General features: G+C 55.1%; 17 protein-coding genes, 1 tRNA gene and 1 pseudogene. 10 read left to right on the forward strand and 9 right to left on the reverse strand.

Features of this window, described 5'->3' with window-relative positions:
- The first annotated feature begins 30 nt into the window (after positions 1-30).
- From AUC61_RS01365 to AUC61_RS01375, 3 genes are all read left to right on the forward strand, one after another.
- On the forward strand, positions 31-618 hold the full coding sequence (locus AUC61_RS01365) for a hypothetical protein (protein ID WP_243244125.1): 588 nt from the start codon (positions 31-33) through the stop codon (positions 616-618).
- 418 nt (positions 619-1,036) lie between these two features.
- On the forward strand, positions 1,037-1,885 hold the full coding sequence (locus AUC61_RS01370; protein ID WP_243244126.1) for a hypothetical protein: 849 nt from the start codon (positions 1,037-1,039) through the stop codon (positions 1,883-1,885).
- The gene (locus AUC61_RS01375) at positions 1,885-2,568 is read left to right on the forward strand and encodes a hypothetical protein (protein WP_243244127.1); all 684 of its coding nucleotides are present in this window, start codon (positions 1,885-1,887) and stop codon (positions 2,566-2,568) included. The genes AUC61_RS01370 and AUC61_RS01375 overlap by 1 nt, the downstream gene beginning before the upstream one ends.
- Before the next feature lie 265 nt (positions 2,569-2,833).
- On the opposite strand, the gene AUC61_RS01380 is transcribed toward AUC61_RS01375, so the two are convergent.
- The 9 genes and pseudogenes from AUC61_RS01380 to AUC61_RS01420 all read right to left on the reverse strand — a co-directional run bounded on the left by AUC61_RS01380 (position 2,834) and on the right by AUC61_RS01420 (position 11,247).
- The gene (locus AUC61_RS01380; RefSeq protein WP_243244128.1) at positions 2,834-3,082 is read right to left on the reverse strand and encodes a tail assembly protein; all 249 of its coding nucleotides are present in this window, start codon (positions 3,080-3,082) and stop codon (positions 2,834-2,836) included.
- 91 nt (positions 3,083-3,173) lie between these two features.
- Positions 3,174-3,545, reverse strand: a pseudogene (locus AUC61_RS01385) (tyrosine-type recombinase/integrase); the annotation flags it as partial.
- 402 nt (positions 3,546-3,947) lie between these two features.
- Positions 3,948-4,709 carry a hypothetical protein gene (locus AUC61_RS01390; protein ID WP_243244129.1) on the reverse strand — a complete coding sequence of 254 codons (762 nt, stop codon included), beginning with the start codon at positions 4,707-4,709 and terminating at the stop codon, positions 3,948-3,950.
- Between the two features lie 179 nt (positions 4,710-4,888).
- The gene (locus tag AUC61_RS01395) at positions 4,889-6,511 is read right to left on the reverse strand and encodes a hypothetical protein (protein WP_243244130.1); all 1,623 of its coding nucleotides are present in this window, start codon (positions 6,509-6,511) and stop codon (positions 4,889-4,891) included.
- Between the two features lie 349 nt (positions 6,512-6,860).
- Positions 6,861-6,936: transfer RNA gene (locus AUC61_RS01400), tRNA-Phe, on the reverse strand.
- 101 nt (positions 6,937-7,037) lie between these two features.
- Positions 7,038-7,310, reverse strand: coding sequence for an oxidative damage protection protein (locus AUC61_RS01405; protein WP_027901312.1), 273 nt, complete (start codon positions 7,308-7,310; stop codon positions 7,038-7,040).
- Complete coding sequence (mutY, locus tag AUC61_RS01410; RefSeq protein ID WP_243244131.1) at positions 7,307-8,374, reverse strand: A/G-specific adenine glycosylase; 1,068 nt, start codon at positions 8,372-8,374, stop codon at positions 7,307-7,309. The genes AUC61_RS01405 and mutY overlap by 4 nt, the downstream gene beginning before the upstream one ends.
- A gap of 139 nt (positions 8,375-8,513) precedes the next feature.
- Complete coding sequence (locus tag AUC61_RS01415; RefSeq protein WP_243244132.1) at positions 8,514-10,739, reverse strand: AsmA family protein; 2,226 nt, start codon at positions 10,737-10,739, stop codon at positions 8,514-8,516.
- A 79-nt stretch (positions 10,740-10,818) separates the two neighbouring features.
- The gene (locus AUC61_RS01420) at positions 10,819-11,247 is read right to left on the reverse strand and encodes an acetyl-CoA sensor PanZ family protein (RefSeq protein ID WP_243244133.1); all 429 of its coding nucleotides are present in this window, start codon (positions 11,245-11,247) and stop codon (positions 10,819-10,821) included.
- A 256-nt stretch (positions 11,248-11,503) separates the two neighbouring features.
- Between AUC61_RS01420 and AUC61_RS01425 the strand changes: the two genes are divergently transcribed.
- The 7 genes from AUC61_RS01425 to AUC61_RS01455 all read left to right on the forward strand — a co-directional run bounded on the left by AUC61_RS01425 (position 11,504) and on the right by AUC61_RS01455 (position 17,708).
- Positions 11,504-13,165, forward strand: coding sequence for an OFA family MFS transporter (locus AUC61_RS01425; RefSeq protein ID WP_243244134.1), 1,662 nt, complete (start codon positions 11,504-11,506; stop codon positions 13,163-13,165).
- 305 nt (positions 13,166-13,470) lie between these two features.
- Positions 13,471-14,064 (forward strand): imidazoleglycerol-phosphate dehydratase HisB, encoded by a 594-nt coding sequence (gene hisB, locus AUC61_RS01430; protein WP_243244135.1) that lies wholly within the window; start codon positions 13,471-13,473, stop codon positions 14,062-14,064.
- Positions 14,064-14,702, forward strand: a complete 639-nt coding sequence (gene hisH, locus AUC61_RS01435; protein WP_027898919.1) for an imidazole glycerol phosphate synthase subunit HisH — start codon at positions 14,064-14,066, stop codon at positions 14,700-14,702. Before hisB ends, hisH begins: the two co-directional genes overlap by 1 nt.
- A gap of 5 nt (positions 14,703-14,707) precedes the next feature.
- A complete protein-coding gene (locus AUC61_RS01440) occupies positions 14,708-14,968 on the forward strand; it encodes a DUF2164 domain-containing protein (RefSeq protein WP_243244136.1) in 261 nt (86 codons plus the stop codon).
- Positions 14,969-15,074: 106 nt separating this feature from the next.
- The gene (gene hisA, locus AUC61_RS01445) at positions 15,075-15,812 is read left to right on the forward strand and encodes a 1-(5-phosphoribosyl)-5-[(5-phosphoribosylamino)methylideneamino]imidazole-4-carboxamide isomerase (RefSeq protein ID WP_027898921.1); all 738 of its coding nucleotides are present in this window, start codon (positions 15,075-15,077) and stop codon (positions 15,810-15,812) included.
- A 131-nt stretch (positions 15,813-15,943) separates the two neighbouring features.
- Positions 15,944-16,714, forward strand: coding sequence for an imidazole glycerol phosphate synthase subunit HisF (gene hisF, locus AUC61_RS01450; protein ID WP_087265831.1), 771 nt, complete (start codon positions 15,944-15,946; stop codon positions 16,712-16,714).
- A 217-nt stretch (positions 16,715-16,931) separates the two neighbouring features.
- Positions 16,932-17,708, forward strand: coding sequence for a substrate-binding periplasmic protein (locus AUC61_RS01455; protein WP_243244137.1), 777 nt, complete (start codon positions 16,932-16,934; stop codon positions 17,706-17,708).
- The last annotated feature ends 40 nt before the right edge of the window (positions 17,709-17,748 follow it).

Genomic DNA, 17,748 nt, shown 5'->3' on the forward strand with positions numbered 1-17,748 from the left:
TCACTGCTCACCTAGCACGGAGCGAAATACATGTCATTCGAAAGTATGATGCTGGACACGCTGGAGCTGCTGAAGCAGGATGGAAGCCGAGTAACTGGGATTAAGGGCAGTGTCCAAAAAGGGAAAATTATTACGTTTGATAGCTCAGTCCTTATTGACCCAAAGGATCTGCTGTTGAGGCGGGCCACTAATGGTGCTGAAGAAACTTACGAGGTGCTTGACCCGGTTTTTCATGAGGCATTCCATGGAATTCCTGCGAGCTATCAGATTGAAGTTAAAAAGCTTGGTGTGCCCGAGGCTAAGCAGCAGGTGCATAGCATTGTTTATAACGTTTCGGGGGCTGGAGCTAGGGTCAACCATCAATCCATCGACAATTCGATCAACACTATTACCCTCGACTCGCAGATACAGGGAAATCTCAACACAATCCGGGAAGAGATTGAAAGGTCAGAGCTGCTCAAAACTCAAAAAGAGTCGGCTTTCGATGTCGTAGAAGAGCTGCAGCGTCAGTTTGAGTCAGGGAAACCACGAAAGACCGTTATTTCTGCCTTGCTGGGGGCGCTCCCGAGCATTGCAACAATCACTAAGGCGGTCGGTGCCATTGCAGCAGCTATCTGAAATTGGTAAGCGGCGGGCTTGGCATCGGCGCTGGCCAGGCTCATCAGCCTCAAAGGATTGGGGCGCTAGTATTTTTAGCGCCCTCTAAAATAAATTGGAGACAGAGATCTACCAGCACTGCGTGGTGGTGTGATGGCGAGAGCCTTCGAATACCCGAGAAAAACCGAACTTATACTTTGATGTATTTGAGAAATGGAGTGCCTGATGCCTTGCCACTCATATTTGTTCGCTCTAGGGTTCCTCGGTGGGCCCGGAGGCATGAGAGAGTCAACGGGACACCCTTTGCTCTGTAGATCAACTTCCTTTGCCGAGAAATGGAGCCCAAGTCCCAGTTTCTTCCCGTGAATTTACCGAGGCAATTGGCTACTATGAGTCCTTGCAGGCGACTTCAGTCCTGCTACCGAGCAAGGACGCAACAATGAGCTTACTCCACCTCCATTTCGACGGTCACATCACCCAAAACCATACGGTGAGCTTAAGGACTCTTGGAAGAAGCCTTCATCACCTTCAGGGCGCAGTGAATCGTGCGCACTTGGACGTCAAATATGGGGAAGTTTGGAAAAATGCCCGCCTCAGGGCTGAGGACTATGCGGAAACAGAGCTATGGTCAAGGCCTCCTCAAGAGGGCGGATTCATCATTGAGTTCGTGGAGAATAGTCCTCGAATAAAGAAGACTCTGGCGAGAATCATCAGTGCAATTACCCCGCCAATGGAGGCGGCTCGTCTGGGCGCATTAGCTAATGCAAGTTCATTGGCCGAGCAGTCAGCTATACGGGAAATGCAGGTAGACAAAGGCATAGTTGAGCCTCAAAGCTATGAGAAATTTCTACCTGATGCCTCCCAACATCCTTACGGTGATCGCGCAATCAATAAAGAGGTAGATCAGCTGATCAGCGTTGTACGGAATGCAAACGCTGGACAAAGCACAATTGAGCTGATAGTTGACGCTGGCCAACCTAAAGCTTTTAAATTTAACAAGGCGACTAGCCAAAACTTCCATGCCATAGTGTCTCAGCGCCACCTTGGCGAGCCTTTGTTGTTCTCTGTGAAGGTAACAGAGCTTGATGCAATAAATAAAACAGCAAAAGTTTTTAATGTCGTAACTGAACGCATGATCAAACTCCAGTATAGGAGCGACATCGAGTTTAATATGATAAAGGGATACCTTGGTGTAAATGCACCAATGAATTTCGTCGGTAGCCCGGTTTATGAAGGCGGGGCGTATGATACTAAAGGTGGTGATGTGTTTTTTATCAGGCTCGCCTAATGGATAAGCTTCTTGAGTATTGCAAAAAACGATACGATGAAGAACTTGGATTCAAGTTCAGTTTATCCAATATCTATAGCTGGATTTTTTTCGTCCTATGCATCAACATAGGCTCTGCTGACCCAAGCCCCGACATCTATCGTGGCCTGAAAGATATGAAGGTGAAATCACTAATTGACATGACCGAAGGTGTCATACCATCCCTAGCGATAGCTGACCTTCTTGCCTCAGTGGCTTTTGTAATTTCACTAGCATGGCTATCAAGAAAACTATCAGAAGGACTTTTCTTTTTATTTACTTTGAAGTCGGACTTTCAGCTCCTCATTATTGATATTACGATAATCTATCACGGCTTTAAGTATGACGAAGCAAAGAGGAAAGCTTTTGGGCTGGATGCGAAAGCCGAAATAGATCGAAATCAGAAGAAAGCCAGGAGGATCCGCTCACTTGGGGAGGTATTCCTAGCGATGTCGCTAGGGATTCTTTTTGCCCTAAGTTTTACATGGACGAATATTTTAATATCTTTGGCTAGCGCTATCGCATTTCTAATCGCTACTTGGCGCTCGTTCAGCTTCTTCATCTCTTCAATTTTGCCGTACTACGTAGCTATCAAGTATTCTAACGGCGAGCTACTTCAGATCAAAGAAGCCTATTTGAAAAACTTATCTACTGATCAACTATAAATTCCAACTCTTACCTTTGGTTCGGGTCCGGGGCTGATCACGGCGCTGCCAGCGGTAATAACCATCCGAGTCTCCATTAATCAAGAGATCGTTTTTGTACGCGCTGTATTGCAAGTTAACCGCTTGAGCGTACTGGCGACAATTTCCGCCACACCGCTCAGCTCCTACAGTCGCGTCGGGTGTTGCCAGCAACCATGCCTTGCGCCCTAAATCGTCCACTTCTTCACCCAGGGCAAGGTATATCCCGACGAACCCGATAAACGAGTCAGCCGTGGTGCTTAATAAGGCGGAGATCCCCGGCGCCAGCAGCGAGGCCGCCAGAGAAGTCACCTGCAGCCACCACCAGCGCGATTCCCACGACCGTTTGCAATCCTCCACTGCTCTTGCTGCCTTCAACGATAGGCGCGATCCGAATTGTCCCGCTGACAGTTGGATTGCTGATCTCATCCATACCGATATTGCGATCACCGTAGTACATGGCGAAGACGATCCCTTTTGACTGGGCCTCGTTCATGTGCTGCGTAAAGCCTTTATGAAGCACGCCAAGTGCCCGACTACTTCAGTTATGTCGCTACCGAACAGATTGTGTTCTTTGCCGAGGCGCTTATTCCGTCACTATCACCGCGGGCAAGTTGTCGCTCGATCCAATCCTTGTTGTATCCGCGGCCGTTCAGTTCGGTGGACAGCAGGTGGCGGAAGCCGTGGCCGGTCTGCCGGTTCTCGTAACCCATGAGGTGTAGTGCTTTGTTAATCGTGTTTTCGCTCATCGGGCGTTCAGAGTTTTGCTGGCCAGCAAACGCCAGTGCGTACTCGCCGGTGAATGGCTTTAACTCCTGCAGGATCTTCACCGCCTGGCTTGGCAGCGGAACGACGTGAGGGCGGCGAGCCTTCATGCGAGACGACCGAACCGGCCATGCCCCAGCTCTGACCCAAAACTCTGGGCTGGCAAGGTAGGTTTGGAAAATCGCGGACAACAAAAAGCCCGCACGAGGCGGGCTTCTTGTGTGCTTTCAGGTGTGCTTGGCATCACCTGAAAACGAAAGGTGGTGCCAGAGACGGAATCGAACCTTGCTATTTTGATTAGCATTTACTAATGGTTTTTGGAGTTTGGTTTTTGTCTACTCACAAATCTACTTTCTTTTCTAGATGCTGCCGTATTCTCAACTCATCTGAACCGCAGACTACGAGCGAATATCATCCTCTCTGGGGTAAGAGTGGACTTCATGGATCGACGCCTATCGGCAGGATATTGCTCGTCGCTTCCCTGGCAGGGCTGAACCCATGACTGGAAGGTGTAGGCGGGGGGCTCTTTTGGGTGACGTATGGGCACTGTGTTTCACGGGATAAAACAAGAAGGTATCGCCAAGGAACGTCTGTTATTAAGGCAGTAAGTTCGGAGCTTCGCCTGCACGTCTTCTACGCATAGACGATTGAGCTTGGATTACAACGTCCGAGAACGGTCTATCTGCTCTGTTTGCTACCGCTAATCCAAAGCCAAAAAAATATGGCTCTTCCTCTCTACTTAGCGACTTCAAGGCCTTCTCTCTATGGGCATGTATCTGAGCGCCTACGGCGTCTTTGTAGTACTCGTCCAGCCGCAGCACTTCATCCATAATCAGCCGAAAGACTACCTCTCCGAACCCAAAGGCTTCCTTGCTAGTGGGGAAATATCCTTTATGGATTACCGAGTTGCGCAGCTTTGACAGAGATTGGGGAAGCATTGCAGGTGGCTTGCCGTCCTTCAAGGTTCTCAATCCTATGTACATCCCAAGCTGACGTTCAGACTGGGCTGCGACTGACTTCCACATTACTTCTAGCTCATTGATGTCAACCTTATCGGACGTCAGTTGCACACGAATGGAAAATTCGTATAGCCGCTCCAATGCGGCGGCAAAGCTGCTTACTGACTCCCGTAAATAACAGTCAACTAGAGCTTCTAAACCGCTTTCGAAAAGCAGCTCAAAAGGAAGATTATCGAGGATCGCCACAAGTTCATGTCCTTCCGGACAGGCTGCTCGGTAAAGATTATGTTCTTGGACGAGTACCGTTCTGCTTCGTAGCAGTATGCCCTCTGGGCTAAAGTCGCCCTCCGTAACTTGGGCGGCGAAAGCGCATTTGGAGCAAGGGATCATGATTTCCAATTTTCTCTCCTTCGCTGCTGCCTTATTCAATGCCGAATGTTGAATGGCCTCAACACCTATTAAAATCAGCTGCCAAGCTCCCGCCCAACGAGGGTTACAGTCTTTTTTCGGTCAACAGCGTCTATTTCTAAAGTGCCGCATACAAACTATTTGCTCACGTATTGAGCGCCGCGTAGTTCTCAGATCGCAGCGCCCAGTGCAGCGTCGAGCTCCTCACTAAAACGCTCCAGATGACCTCGAAGTACATGATCCTGTCCATCGAAGCATTGTTTCAGAATATGCAGATAGTCATTATGTTCCCTGAAGCCATAGGGTTCGATTAGGTGCACGCGCATTATCCTGGCCAATGGCTCCAGGTGTGCATTCTTTCCCAGGTCCCCTAGTGTGGTGAGTGCCACACCAAGCAATTCCTCTTTGAGTCGGCGGGGCACACGCGGCGACATCAATATGGCCCGGATAACACGACCGATGGCTTCTGCGGCTTCGAAGGAAATGTGGACGTGATTGCCCTCGCGTTGGTTGGGAAGCAGCACGTCGCCAGGCTTAGTCAGAACATCTGCATCCCTCACCCACACCGTGGTAGCGTCAACGACCTCGTACAGCAGGTAGCCGAGTGGCGTCGGGAACTCGTGGTTTTCGTCTTCGGGCCGAACGTCGCGAGCGCGGTCTACTAGGCGGCTAGCGAAATGAGGCATGTAGTGGAGCCATAAATGGTCGGCAACACGCTGGTGCAGGCCCTCTAATACCATGATCCTGAAGAACCAGATGCCTGCATAAACGGGGTCGTGGTGCTTCCCAACATCCTGGAATGTAAGCAGGCGGCCATTGAGTTTCTTTTCGAGAGCTTCATCCGCATCAATCCGTGCGAGTACAGCCTCGCCGACAGACCGGTAAACCCCGAGACGGGCTGCCACATCAACATCGGCACAGTAGAACCGCAAGAGGCGATTCTCATCAGGCAGCGCCAGGCGGTGCCCGCCCCCACCAAAGTTGTCATTGTTTTTGAGTTCGCTGAAGAGGACGCTTGCCTCATTGGCCAATAGTGCGTTGAAGAACTCGTCTTGGAAGCCCCCCACAAATCGCGTTGCCCGCTCCATGACCTCCATGCAGAGGTATGGTCGAGCGATGGCTATGTGTCCGGCCAGGCGGCGGGATGACAGTAGCCGCTTCACGACGATAGCAGCACGGCGCTGCACCCGCTGCGAAGGGCCAACCAGGTCGGCAAGCCATTCTCGAAAACTGAACCATCTGCTGAATAGCCAGTTCACCGGAGCCCCTTCTCTTAGTGAGATGGCCCCGTCGTCTCGGAAGACAATTTGGAAGTCGGGACGTGGAGGTCGAAGGGCGTTAGCTAGGCGACTTCGAACGCTCTTCGATGTCGCCAGATTCAGCGCCGATGCGAGATGACGATGTGTTAAGTCGGCGAGCTCCTCAAGCTTTCCCGCGTGCAAAAGTGCCGTGGTCAGTTCGTCGAACATTCCGAGGTTTCGCCGAGTAAGCCTCGTTTTACGCGACCGCCAATATACAAACCCGGCGAGGAGCAAGAATAGTAGGTACTGGGTGGCGCTCTTGTCGAAGCCCCACAACCAGGGACCAAAACTAGGAAACCCAAGCGTGGTAAGCACGGGTTGAAAGAAGAATCCATGGATGATGAGCAATACGGACCAAATCACCAGCCAATCGAACCAGTTCAGGCTCAGTCGAAAGCTGAGCCTGGCAGTGCTTGGCACAATCGCCCAAACCGCAGCAATCAAGCCCAACATGGTAAGTAGTGCGCCGGTGTCGATGCCCGCAGGGTTCATGGTGTGATCCAGCTTTGGGAGTAGCTAAAAGGGCCAGCGACTTTGCTGAAGGTTAGACTTGTTTATGGCGACCATGCGGAGCTGAGCGCAAAGAAAAGCGGTGCTCGATACAAGCGCCGCTCCTTGTAGTGGAGGGCTGATGACAACAACCCCCGCAAGTGAGCTAACGTGTCCCTGATAACTATTCAGGGCATTGGCTCGATTTCATTCTAGGACACGATGCCGCGTCAGACTCAATAGTCGTAACCACTGTGGCGCTGGCTGTCTAATTATATAAAGCAAAAAACCCGCACTAGGCGGGTTTCTTGGGTGCTTTCAGGTGTGCTTGGCATCACCTGAAAACTAAAGGTGGTGCCCAGAGACGGAATCGAACCGCCGACACGGGGATTTTCAATCCCCTGCTCTACCGACTGAGCTATCTGGGCAACGGGGCGCATTAGACGTGTTTTTCAGGGGGTCGTCAAGCATGTTTTCAAAAAAATCTGAATTATTACCGTCGCTTACGACCCGCACTGCTTGAAACGCTTTATTTCTCGGGTGGAACGTAGCCTTCGGCTTGCGCGTATTCTTCGCCGGACAGGAACTTGTCCATCTGGGTCTGGAGGAATTTGCGATCTTCGGCATTCATCATGTTCAGACGCTTTTCGTTGATCAGCAGGGTCTGGTGTTTCTGCCAGTCGGCCCAGGCTTTCTGTGAAACGTGATTGAAGATGTCTTCACCTTTGGCGCCAGGGTAAGGGGCGCGCTCCAGGCCTGGAAGTTCTTCTTTGTACTTGCGGCACATTACGGTGCGGGTCATGACGACTCTCCTGCATTCAATACGTCGGCTGCGCGTTTCAGCAGCTTCTTCACCGGGGCAGCAAGGCCCAGGCGCGGCGGGGTGGCGAGGTTATACCAGAGCCAGTCGGCCTCGGCCACGTGATGAGCAGACTCCTCGACCCTGACAAGCCAGGGCTCGATGTTCAGTTGAAAGTGACTGAAGGTATGGATCAGCCCCGGCAGTTCCTGATGTTGGCCCAGCTCCAGCGAGTGTTGCACTGCCAGATGCTGAAGGTCCTCGAAGTCGTCCAGCTCCGGCAAGCTCCACAAGCCGCCCCACAGGCCGGTAGACGGACGGCGATAAAGCAGAATCGCGCCGTCACGGTTGGCAAGCATTGGCATGAGTGTGCGCTTTTGCGGGACTTCCTTGCGCGGCTTGGGAATGGGGTAGCGGGTTTCCAGACCCAGCAGATGCGCTTCGCAGCCTGACTCCAGCGGGCATAGCAGGCAGCTTGGTTTACTGCGAGTGCATAGCGTGGCGCCCAGATCCATCATTGCCTGGGTGTAGTTGTTCACCCGGGCATGTGGCGTGAAGCGCTCTGCGGTGGCCCACAACTGTTTTGCGACCTTCGGCTCGCCCGGGTAACCCTCCTGCGCCGTAAAACGCGCCAGAACGCGTTTGACGTTGCCGTCGAGGATCGGCGCTCGCAAACCCATGCTCAAACTGGCGATGGCCCCGGCAGTCGACAGGCCGATGCCGGGAAGCAAGATCAGTTTTTCTACATCGCGGGGGAATTCACCGTCGTGATCGGCAACCACGATTTTTGCGGTTTTCTGCAGGTTGCGCGCCCGGGTGTAGTAACCCAGGCCGGTCCACAGATGCAGCACTTCGTCTTCAGGCGCTTCGGCCAATGCCTGCACGGTGGGTAGGGCGTCCATGAAGCGGTCGAAATAATTCAGTACGGTGCTGACCTGCGTTTGCTGCAGCATGATTTCCGACACCCACACCCGGTATGGCGTGATGCCTTGCTGCCAAGGCAGATTGTGTCGCCCGTGGCGGTCGTACCAATCAAGCACAGCGCTGGAGAATTGCTCGGGTTGCATTGCTGATCCGATAAGTGAAATGGATGCATAAAGCGACTGTAGGAGTGAGCTTGCTCGCGATTGCGTTGGGACAGTTGATTATTCATCGCCTGACAGCATCGAATCGCGAGCAAGCTCACTCCTACAGGAGGTTTCGCTCTTAACGTTTGAAAAGGCCGCGCAGGGCGTCTTTAAGTTCAGGGCTGACTTTATCGCCGAGCTTCTCTTCGATCTTCTCGCCGAGCTTGTCGCCCGCCATTTTCGCGGCGACCTGGCCGAGGCCTTCCTTGTCCAGACGGCAAGCCTTGGCGCCCAGCTCCAGTGGGCCGCGGCACTGTACAGGCCACTCGATACCGACATAGCGCGGGTTGACCTCGCAGGCCGGGTCGGGCATCTCGGTTTTGTCGCCTTCGATGATGACGCCGACGTGGTAGTTCATGCCCAGCACGCGCAGGTCCACATCACCATTACCGTTGACGGTCAGGCCGGGTATTTGCACCTTGAGGTCGGGGTTGCTGGCGACACCATTGCGGAAAGTCAGATTGCCGTTGAGTTGGCGGAAAGGTGTGTCTTTGCCGCGAGGTTCACCGCTGAGCGTCTTGCGGTTAAGAATCGAGATGCCCTGACAAAGCTGCTGTTCAAGGTTCGCATTGACCAGCACGCCATTGTTGAGCATGAAGCTGGCGGTGCCGTTCAGGCTGTCGATCAGCGCTTTTTCGCTGTTGCCCTTGCCGGTCAGATCGCTGTTGAGGGTCAGCAGGCCTTTTACGGGTGGAGTTTGATCCTGACTTTGCAGGAAGCGCTCGACCGGCACCTTGTTGATGCGCGTCTGGACGCTCATCAGAGGAACGTCCGGGCGCACATCAAGATTGCCTTTGACGTCGAAGTTGCCGTTGTAAAGATCACCACGCAGGCTGTCGACTTTGACCACGCCATTCAGGGCCTGGGTTTTCAGCACGGCGTTCTGGATCTGCAGTTTCTCGACGGTCAACGCGCCGAAGCTGACGTCTGCATCGACATCAAGTTTGCGCATGCGCTCCAGTGGCAGGAGTTTTTCGGTGCTCCAGGCGGCCTTGGTCGGTTGTTCCGGCAGAGGCGTGGTGCCTGCGCCTGCCACTGCGGCTGCTTCACTGTTTTGCACTTCAGATTTGCGTGCTGCACTCGCGCCTTTTTTCTCTTCGCTTTCGGCTGGGCGATAGCGGTCGGCGTTGAAGGTGTCAGCCTTGAGTTGCAGGCGCAGCGCCTGCTTGGCGAAGTCTTCCACGGCAACGCGGCCGGTGAAGGTGCTGTCGTCGACTTTCAGGTTGAGCTCATCAAAAGCAGCGCTGTTCGGCGTGGCGTTGATGCGCGTGATCATCTCGACTTTGCTCAGGCTGCCTTCGCCCATCGCCGGGATTGGCTGGCCGATGCTATCGAGGAAGGTTCGCAGATCAAACTGGGCCACGGAGAGTGCGCCAGTGATCTGTGGCGTCTGATCCAGGTCCCGGGCGCGGAAGTCGCCGAGAGCACGTAACTGGTTCGCAGACAGCTTCATGTTGGTCCATTCGGCGACATTCGCGGCCAGATCGACCAGTAATTGCCCTTGAGCAGCGAAGGTCACGGTCTTGCCCTGGAGTGGCTCACCCGAAGCTTCACCGGACAAGCGCATGTCACCAAACTGGTAACGCTTGAGTGCGCGGTCCAGGCGCAGCTGGCCGACCAGTTCGGTCTTGGCACGCATGACTGGCTGGGTTGTGCCCAGAAATGCTGTCAGCTTGATCGGGATGTCAGCGCCTTCATGAACGGCGCCGGTGCTGAGCTGGATGCTCTCAGCCGTGAACGACTGGCCTTTGCGCGCATCGACGTAATCTACCCGCGCGTTGTTTACGGTCAGGCTATCGATATCAAGTTTGATCGGCTGGGAAGGCTTGTCTGGTTTGGGCGCTGGAGTCTGTTCGCCATCGGCGGGTGCGGGTGCGGGTGTGGCAGCCACGTCCGACGCAGCAGGCTTGCCAATGTCTTCCCAGTTGCCATGACCGTTTTCATCGCGGCTCAGGCTGAGGTTGAGGCCTTCGACCCGGACGTCACTCATCTGTACTTCGCGACGCAGCAGCGGCAGTACGCGAACGGACAACCCCAGCATTTGCAGATCGGCAAAAGGCTTGGTCGGGTTGTTCAAGGTCGCAACGCTGGCTTCGTGAAGTTCGAGGCCGAGCCACGGGAAGAGGCTCCAGCCGATGTCCCCGTTAAGTGTCAGTTCAACGTGCGCCTTGTCGCGCGCCAGTTGGCGAATCTCGTCTTTATAGTCGTTGGGATCAAACAGATGGGTCAGGGCGAAGCCGAGAGCCACGATGATCAGCAACAGCCCGAGAACAAAAAGTCCCAGGATTTTGCCGAACGCTTTCATGGGCGAGTCCTTGTAGTCGAACGTTCAAAATTTGCCCGCGAGTATAACCTCCTCACGCAGGTGCAGGGTTTTGGATGCCTCAAGCCTGGCCTCGTTCAGCATTTTGGGCTTGAAAGAGTACTAGTGGCACCTGAAGACTGGCCGCCAGAGCCTGGACTTCGGGAGGTTCGGCGGTTGCCAGCAAGCGTAGCTCGCAACCCGCCTGACGGGCTGATTTCTGCACTTCGCTGATCAGTTGCCCGGCGAAGCCTCTGCGACGAGTCGGGTTGCGTACGCACAAGTGCGATAGCTCCCAGACCTTCTCGAGGCGTTGCACAAGAGCACAACCTAACAGTCGATCGTTTAGCCGGGCGGTAACGAAGGTGCCCTGTTCAAGGCCATTTTCGATCAGTTGCACCGCATCAGTAAAAGGCGGGAATAGCCAGGCGGGTGCATCACGGTAGATCTTCTGTAAATCCACCTGGTCCTGATAAGTAGCCGACTGAAGAAACTCAACGACGATAGGCATGAAATGTCCTCTGGCGACGGGCGGCATGGACAATTGTGCCCTAAACACGCGAGTCGTAGCGCTGACGTCAAAAAAAGTGATGTCAAAACGCCTTTTTTTAATTGACAGATGATAATCTCCCGCCGTTCGCTAATCCGGTGCGTCGATTTGTCACGTATTCGGGAACTCTGCCGATAAAACGGTCGTTGCCTACGCGCACGGAGGCTGTGGGTGGAACGTAGACACCTTGTGAGCTTCTTTTTCTGGGGATAAAACAATGAGTACAAGCACTGCGTTGGGCGGTTCACCCGCACAGCCTGCGTTCTTGTCCAAAGAACGCATCATCGCCAAGCCAGGTTTCAACCGCTGGCTGGTACCACCGGCAGCATTGGCTATTCACCTGTGCATCGGCATGGCGTATGGCTTCTCCGTGTTCTGGCTGCCGTTGTCCAAGGCAGTTGGCATCAAGGCTCCAGTAGCCTGTGCACCTGACATGAGCTTCTTCGCACAGATTTTCTCGTCTGCCTGCGACTGGCCCATCTCCATGCTGGGCTGGATCTACACCCTGTTCTTCATCTTCCTGGGTTGCTCGGCTGCCATCTGGGGTGGCTGGCTGGAGCACGCAGGCCCGCGCAAGGCTGGTGTGGTATCGGCTCTGTGCTGGTGCGGCGGTCTGCTGATATCTGCGTTGGGGATTTATACCCACCAGATATGGCTGATGTGGGTCGGCTCCGGTGTGATCGGCGGTATCGGTCTCGGGCTGGGCTATATCTCGCCGGTTTCGACCCTGATCAAGTGGTTCCCGGACAAGCGCGGCATGGCTACCGGCATGGCGATCATGGGCTTCGGTGGCGGCGCGATGGTTGGTGCTCCGCTGGCTGCAGCGCTGATGAACCATTTCGCTTCGCCTGAAGGCGTGGGCGTCTGGCAGAGCTTCGTGGTAATGGCGGTGATCTACTTCATCTTCATGATCGGCGGCGCACTGTCTTACCGCGTTCCGCCAACTGGCTGGAAACCGGAAGGCTGGACTGCTCCGGTCAAGAAAGCCAACAACGCGATGATCACCAACCGTCACGTACACGTGAACGTGGCCTGGAAAACACCGCAATTCCGCCTGGTATGGCTGGTGCTGTGCCTGAACGTATCGGCAGGTATCGGTATTCTGGGCATGGCTTCGCCGCTGCTGCAGGAAGTGTTCGCCGGTAAGCTGTTGGGCCTCGACCTGGCGTTCAACCAGCTTGACGCTGTTCAGTTGGGCCAGATCGCCGCCATCGCTGCGGGCTTCACCGGTCTGTTGAGTCTGTTCAACATCGGTGGTCGCTTCTTCTGGGCTTCGTTCTCGGATTACCTGGGTCGCAAAAACACCTACTTCGTGTTCTTCGCCTTGGGCTTCCTGCTCTACGCGCTGGTACCAAGTCTGAGCCACATGGGCAGCGTCGCGCTGTTCGTAGCGGCCTTCTGCGTAATCCTGTCGATGTACGGCGGTGGTTTCGCAACAGTTCCGGCTTACCTGGCTGACCTGTTCGGCACCCAAATGGTTGGCGCGATCCACGGTCGTCTGCTGACTGCCTGGGCTGCTGCGGGCATCCTCGGTCCGGTACTGGTCAACTACTTGCGTGAATATCAGCTGAGCCACGGCGTTGCCCGTGCCGACGCTTACGATATGACCCTGTACATCCTGGCTGGCCTGCTGGTGCTGGGCTTCATCTGCAACCTGCTGGTTCGTCCGGTGGCCGACAAGTACTTCATGACTGATGAAGAACTGGCCGTGGAGCAATCCTACGGTATGGACAAAGGCGCGGATCACACCACTGTTCTTGAGTGGAAAGCAGATCCGGGCAGCAAGCCACTGGCTATCGCAGCCTGGCTGGCAGTAGGCATCCCACTGGCGTGGGGCGTCTGGATCACTCTGCAGAAGACTGCGGTGTTGTTCCACTAAGTAGCTGTAAACCGTCAGGAGCTAACTTGTTAGCGAGGCGGTGGGCTGCGTAATCAGCCTGTCGCCTCTCTGTAGGAGTGAGCTTGCTCGCGATAGCGTCATTCCAGGCGCCATCTGTTTCGCCTCAAAGGGCGCTATCGCGAGCAAGCTCACTCCTACAGTTCCTTGAATTATTTGCACCAAAACGCAGCATCCCTCCGTAATTCGTCGTCTTCTCCCTTTCCCTTCTTCTGTTTGCTTCATGCCAGCCGGTTCTGGGCCTATAATGCTCGCCTTTTTCGCCCAATGATTTTGCGGAGCTGGTGATGGCCGAACGTAAGGCGTACGTCGAGCGTAATACTCTGGAAACCCAGATCAACGCTTCGATCAACCTGGATGGCACCGGAAAGGCCCGATTCGATATCGGCGTGCCTTTTCTTGAGCACATGCTCGACCAGATTGCCCGTCACGGGCTGATCGATCTGGATATCAACTGTAAAGGCGACCTTGAGATCGACGATCACCATACGGTGGAAGATGTCGGTATCACTTTAGGTCAAGCCTTCAACAAGGCTATTGGCGACAAGAAAGGCATCCGTCGCTACGGTCATGCCTACGTGCCGCTGGATGAAGCGCTGTCACGCGTGGTTATCGACTTCTCGGGTCGTCCGGGCCTGCAAATGCATGTGCCGTACACCCGCGCTGTTGTTGGCGGTTTTGACGTGGACTTGTTCCAGGAGTTTTTCCAGGGCTTCGTCAACCACGCCAATGTGACCCTGCACATCGACAACCTGCGTGGCACCAACACTCACCACCAGATCGAAACCGTCTTCAAGGCATTCGGTCGCGCACTGCGCATGGCGGTTGAGCTGGACGAGCGTATGGCCGGGCAAATGCCTTCGACCAAGGGTGTGCTCTGATGCAGACAGTCGCGGTCATCGATTACGGCATGGGCAACCTGCACTCGGTTGCCAAGGCGCTTGAGCACGTTGGCGCTGGCCGGGTGCACATCACCAGCGACGCCAACGTGATTCGTGAAGCCGACCGCGTGGTGTTTCCCGGTGTAGGCGCGATTCGCGACTGCATGGCTGAGATCCGTCGCCTGGGTTTCGACTCGCTGGTGCGTGAAGTCAGCCAGGATCGCCCATTTCTCGGTATTTGCGTCGGCATGCAGGCGTTGCTCGACAGCAGTGAAGAGAATGGCGGCGTGGATTGCATCGGCATGTTCCCCGGCCAGGTGAAGTTCTTCGGCAAGGATCTGCATGAAGATGGCGCGCATTTGAAGGTGCCGCACATGGGCTGGAACGAAGTTGCGCAAGCGGTGGATCACCCGCTGTGGCACAGCATTCCGGACATGGCGCGTTTCTATTTCGTGCACAGCTTCTACATTGACGCGGCTAATCAACGTCAGGTTGTGGGGCGCGGTCACTACGGCGTCGACTTCGCCGCTGCGCTGGCTGACGGTTCGCGCTTTGCCGTGCAGTTTCACCCGGAGAAGAGCCATACCCATGGCCTGCAGTTGCTGCAGAACTTCGCCGCGTGGGACGGTCGTTGGTAATCGTTATGGCCAAAGGTAAAAACAAGCCGCCGATCCTGACGCTCAGCCCCGAGCACGAGCAGCAGGCTATCGACAAGCTCAAGCGTTTGTTCTCTCAACGCTTCGAACTGGACCTGGGTTCGTTCGAAGTCGCCGAGGTGCTTGAGTTCTTTACCAGCGAGATTGCCCCGCATTATTACAACCGAGCGATTTTCGATGTTCAGCAGCACCTCAAAGAGAGGTTCGAGAGCATCGAAAGCGATTTGTGGGCGCTCGAGAAGAATTGAATAGAAGCAGCTTCAAGCGACAAGCTTCAAGCCGCACGAATTGGTGGGTACGCACACTTGCAGCTTATGGCTTGCAGCTTGCGGCTCTTTTGACGAAGGAAAAAGCATGCTGATCATCCCTGCTATCGATCTCAAAGACGGTGCCTGTGTGCGTCTGCGCCAGGGCCGGATGGAAGATTCCACCGTATTTTCCGATGACCCGGTTGCCATGGCTGCCAAGTGGGTCGAGGGCGGTTGCCGTCGTCTGCATCTGGTTGATCTGAACGGCGCGTTCGAAGGTCAGCCGGTCAACGGCGACGTGGTCACTGCCATTGCCAAGCGTTATCCGACCCTGCCGATTCAGATCGGTGGTGGTATTCGCTCGCTGGAGACCATCGAGCACTACGTGAAAGCGGGCGTGAGCTACGTGATCATCGGCACCAAGGCCGTCAAAGAGCCCGAGTTTGTTGCTGAGGCGTGCCGTGCGTTCCCTGGCAAAGTGATCGTCGGCCTTGATGCCAAAGACGGTTTTGTGGCCACCGACGGTTGGGCCGAAGTCAGCACTGTGCAGGTCATTGATCTGGCCAAGCGCTTCGAAGCTGACGGTGTCTCTGCCATCGTTTATACCGACATCGCCAAAGACGGCATGATGCAGGGCTGCAATATTCCGTTCACGGCTGCGCTGGCTGCTGCTACGCGGATCCCGGTCATTGCTTCCGGTGGTATCCATAACCTGGGCGATATCCGTGCGTTGCTGGATGCCAAGGCTCCAGGAATCATCGGCGCAATCACCGGCCGGGCGATTTACGAAGGCACGCTGGATGTGGCTGAAGCTCAGGCGCTGTGTGACAGCTACCAGCGCTAAGCAGTTTCGGTAGGAGCGAACTTGTTCGCGAGAGGTCGGGGCATTCAGCATCTATGGAGCCTGTCTAAACGCCTCGCGAACAAGTTCGCTCCTACCGGGATCCCGGCAGGATAGAAATCGGAGATAACCCAATGGCCCTGGCCAAACGCATCATCCCTTGCCTGGACGTCGACAACGGTCGTGTGGTCAAGGGCGTCAAGTTCGAGAACATCCGTGACGCTGGCGATCCGGTTGAAATTGCGCGTCTGTACGATGAGCAGGGCGCTGACGAAATCACCTTTCTGGACATTACCGCCAGTGTTGATGGCCGCGATACCACGCTGCATACCGTCGAGCGCATGGCCAGCCAGGTGTTTATCCCGCTGACCGTGGGCGGTGGCGTGCGTACCGTGCAGGACATCCGCAACCTGCTTAACGCGGGTGCCGACAAGGTATCGATCAACACGGCTGCGGTGTTCAACCCTGAGTTTGTTGCCGAAGCTGCTCAGCATTTTGGTTCGCAGTGCATCGTGGTCGCCATCGACGCCAAGAAGGTCTCGCTACCGGGTGAAACCCCGCGTTGGGAAATCTTCACCCATGGTGGTCGCAAGCCAACGGGGCTGGATGCTGTGTTGTGGGCGAAGAAGATGGAAGACCTTGGTGCCGGTGAGATCCTGCTGACCAGCATGGATCAGGACGGTATGAAGAACGGCTTCGATCTGGGTGTGACCCGTGCAATCAGTGACGCGCTGGGGATTCCGGTGATTGCATCAGGCGGCGTCGGCAACCTTCAGCATCTGGCTGACGGCGTAATCGAAGGTCACGCCAGCGCGGTATTGGCGGCGAGTATTTTCCACTTCGGCGAATACACCGTACCGGAGGCGAAGGCCTACATGGCTGCGCGCGGGATTGTGGTTCGTTAAGATTCGCGTCCTTACTCTGTAGGAGCTGTCGAGCCCCGCGAGGCTGCGATGGCGGTGTACCTGATGTAGCGCTATCGCAGCCTCGCGGGCTCGACAGCTCCTACGGTTCAAGTTTCTTCAAGCTTTAATTGGCGGGCTGTTGGCAATGCGCCATGTCTGCTGGACAAGCGCTTTTGAGCGCTGCACTCTGTCTGCCGTCAGCGTATGGAGAGCGCCAATGTTCAAATCTCGTTTTATTGCCATTACGGCCTTTAGCGCTTTGCTCATTAGTGCCACCGAGGCTGCAATGGCCGACGATGCCATCGAGGCGCCGGGACGCAACTCCATTGTGCTGATGACCGAAAATCTGCCGCCCTACAACATGGCAATCGACGGCAAGAATTTCGCTCAGGAAAGTAACATTGAAGGCATCGCCGCCGAAGTGGTGCGTGAGACCTTCAAGCGCGCCGGGATTGGTTACAGCATGACATTGCGCTTTCCCTGGGAGCGGATCTACAAGCTTGCTCTGGAAAAGCCTGGCTACGCAGTGTTTTCCACCGCGCGTTTGCCCGAGCGGGAAAACCTCTTCAAATGGGTTGGGCCAGTAGGTTCCTATGACTGGATCATGCTGGCCAAGGCCGACAGTCCAATCAAGCTGACCAGCCTGGAGCAGGCCAAGGCTTACCGTATCGGTGCCTACAAAGGTGACGCCATCGGTGAACGGTTGCTGGCCCAAGGGCTGAACCCGATCCTGCTACTGCGCGATCAGGACAACGCAAAAAAACTGGTCAACGGGCAGATCGACCTGTGGGCGGCGGGCGATCCCACCGGACCTTATCTGGCCAGAATTGAAGGCGTGACCGGTCTCAAAACCGTGTTGCGTTTCCATCACGCTGATCTGTATCTGGCTTTGAACAAGGCCACACCGGATGAGGTGGTGAACAAGCTGCAGACGTCGCTCGACCAACTACGTGCGGAAGGCGCTGTGGATAAGATCCTGTCCCGGTACCGGTAATACCGCATTTTGAATGCGGGAGCGCGGTCAATTGTAGGAG

Source organism: Pseudomonas maioricensis, from assembly GCF_022790535.1.
GTDB lineage: Bacteria > Pseudomonadota > Gammaproteobacteria > Pseudomonadales > Pseudomonadaceae > Aquipseudomonas > Aquipseudomonas maioricensis.

Excerpts from the sequence above, each read along its gene's own strand:
- AUC61_RS01365 (WP_243244125.1), top strand. The coding sequence starts at position 31 with ATGTCATTCGAAAGTATGATGCTGGACACGCTGGAGCTGCTGAAGCAG.
- AUC61_RS01370 (WP_243244126.1), top strand. The coding sequence starts at position 1,037 with ATGAGCTTACTCCACCTCCATTTCGACGGTCACATCACCCAAAACCAT.
- AUC61_RS01375 (WP_243244127.1), top strand. The coding sequence starts at position 1,885 with ATGGATAAGCTTCTTGAGTATTGCAAAAAACGATACGATGAAGAACTT.
- AUC61_RS01380 (WP_243244128.1), bottom strand. The coding sequence starts at position 3,082 with ATGAACGAGGCCCAGTCAAAAGGGATCGTCTTCGCCATGTACTACGGT.
- AUC61_RS01395 (WP_243244130.1), bottom strand. The coding sequence starts at position 6,511 with ATGAACCCTGCGGGCATCGACACCGGCGCACTACTTACCATGTTGGGC.
- AUC61_RS01405 (WP_027901312.1), bottom strand. The coding sequence starts at position 7,310 with ATGACCCGCACCGTAATGTGCCGCAAGTACAAAGAAGAACTTCCAGGC.
- mutY (WP_243244131.1), bottom strand. The coding sequence starts at position 8,374 with ATGCAACCCGAGCAATTCTCCAGCGCTGTGCTTGATTGGTACGACCGC.
- AUC61_RS01415 (WP_243244132.1), bottom strand. The coding sequence starts at position 10,739 with ATGAAAGCGTTCGGCAAAATCCTGGGACTTTTTGTTCTCGGGCTGTTG.
- AUC61_RS01420 (WP_243244133.1), bottom strand. The coding sequence starts at position 11,247 with ATGCCTATCGTCGTTGAGTTTCTTCAGTCGGCTACTTATCAGGACCAG.
- AUC61_RS01425 (WP_243244134.1), top strand. The coding sequence starts at position 11,504 with ATGAGTACAAGCACTGCGTTGGGCGGTTCACCCGCACAGCCTGCGTTC.
- hisB (WP_243244135.1), top strand. The coding sequence starts at position 13,471 with ATGGCCGAACGTAAGGCGTACGTCGAGCGTAATACTCTGGAAACCCAG.
- hisH (WP_027898919.1), top strand. The coding sequence starts at position 14,064 with ATGCAGACAGTCGCGGTCATCGATTACGGCATGGGCAACCTGCACTCG.
- AUC61_RS01440 (WP_243244136.1), top strand. The coding sequence starts at position 14,708 with ATGGCCAAAGGTAAAAACAAGCCGCCGATCCTGACGCTCAGCCCCGAG.
- hisA (WP_027898921.1), top strand. The coding sequence starts at position 15,075 with ATGCTGATCATCCCTGCTATCGATCTCAAAGACGGTGCCTGTGTGCGT.
- hisF (WP_087265831.1), top strand. The coding sequence starts at position 15,944 with ATGGCCCTGGCCAAACGCATCATCCCTTGCCTGGACGTCGACAACGGT.
- AUC61_RS01455 (WP_243244137.1), top strand. The coding sequence starts at position 16,932 with ATGTTCAAATCTCGTTTTATTGCCATTACGGCCTTTAGCGCTTTGCTC.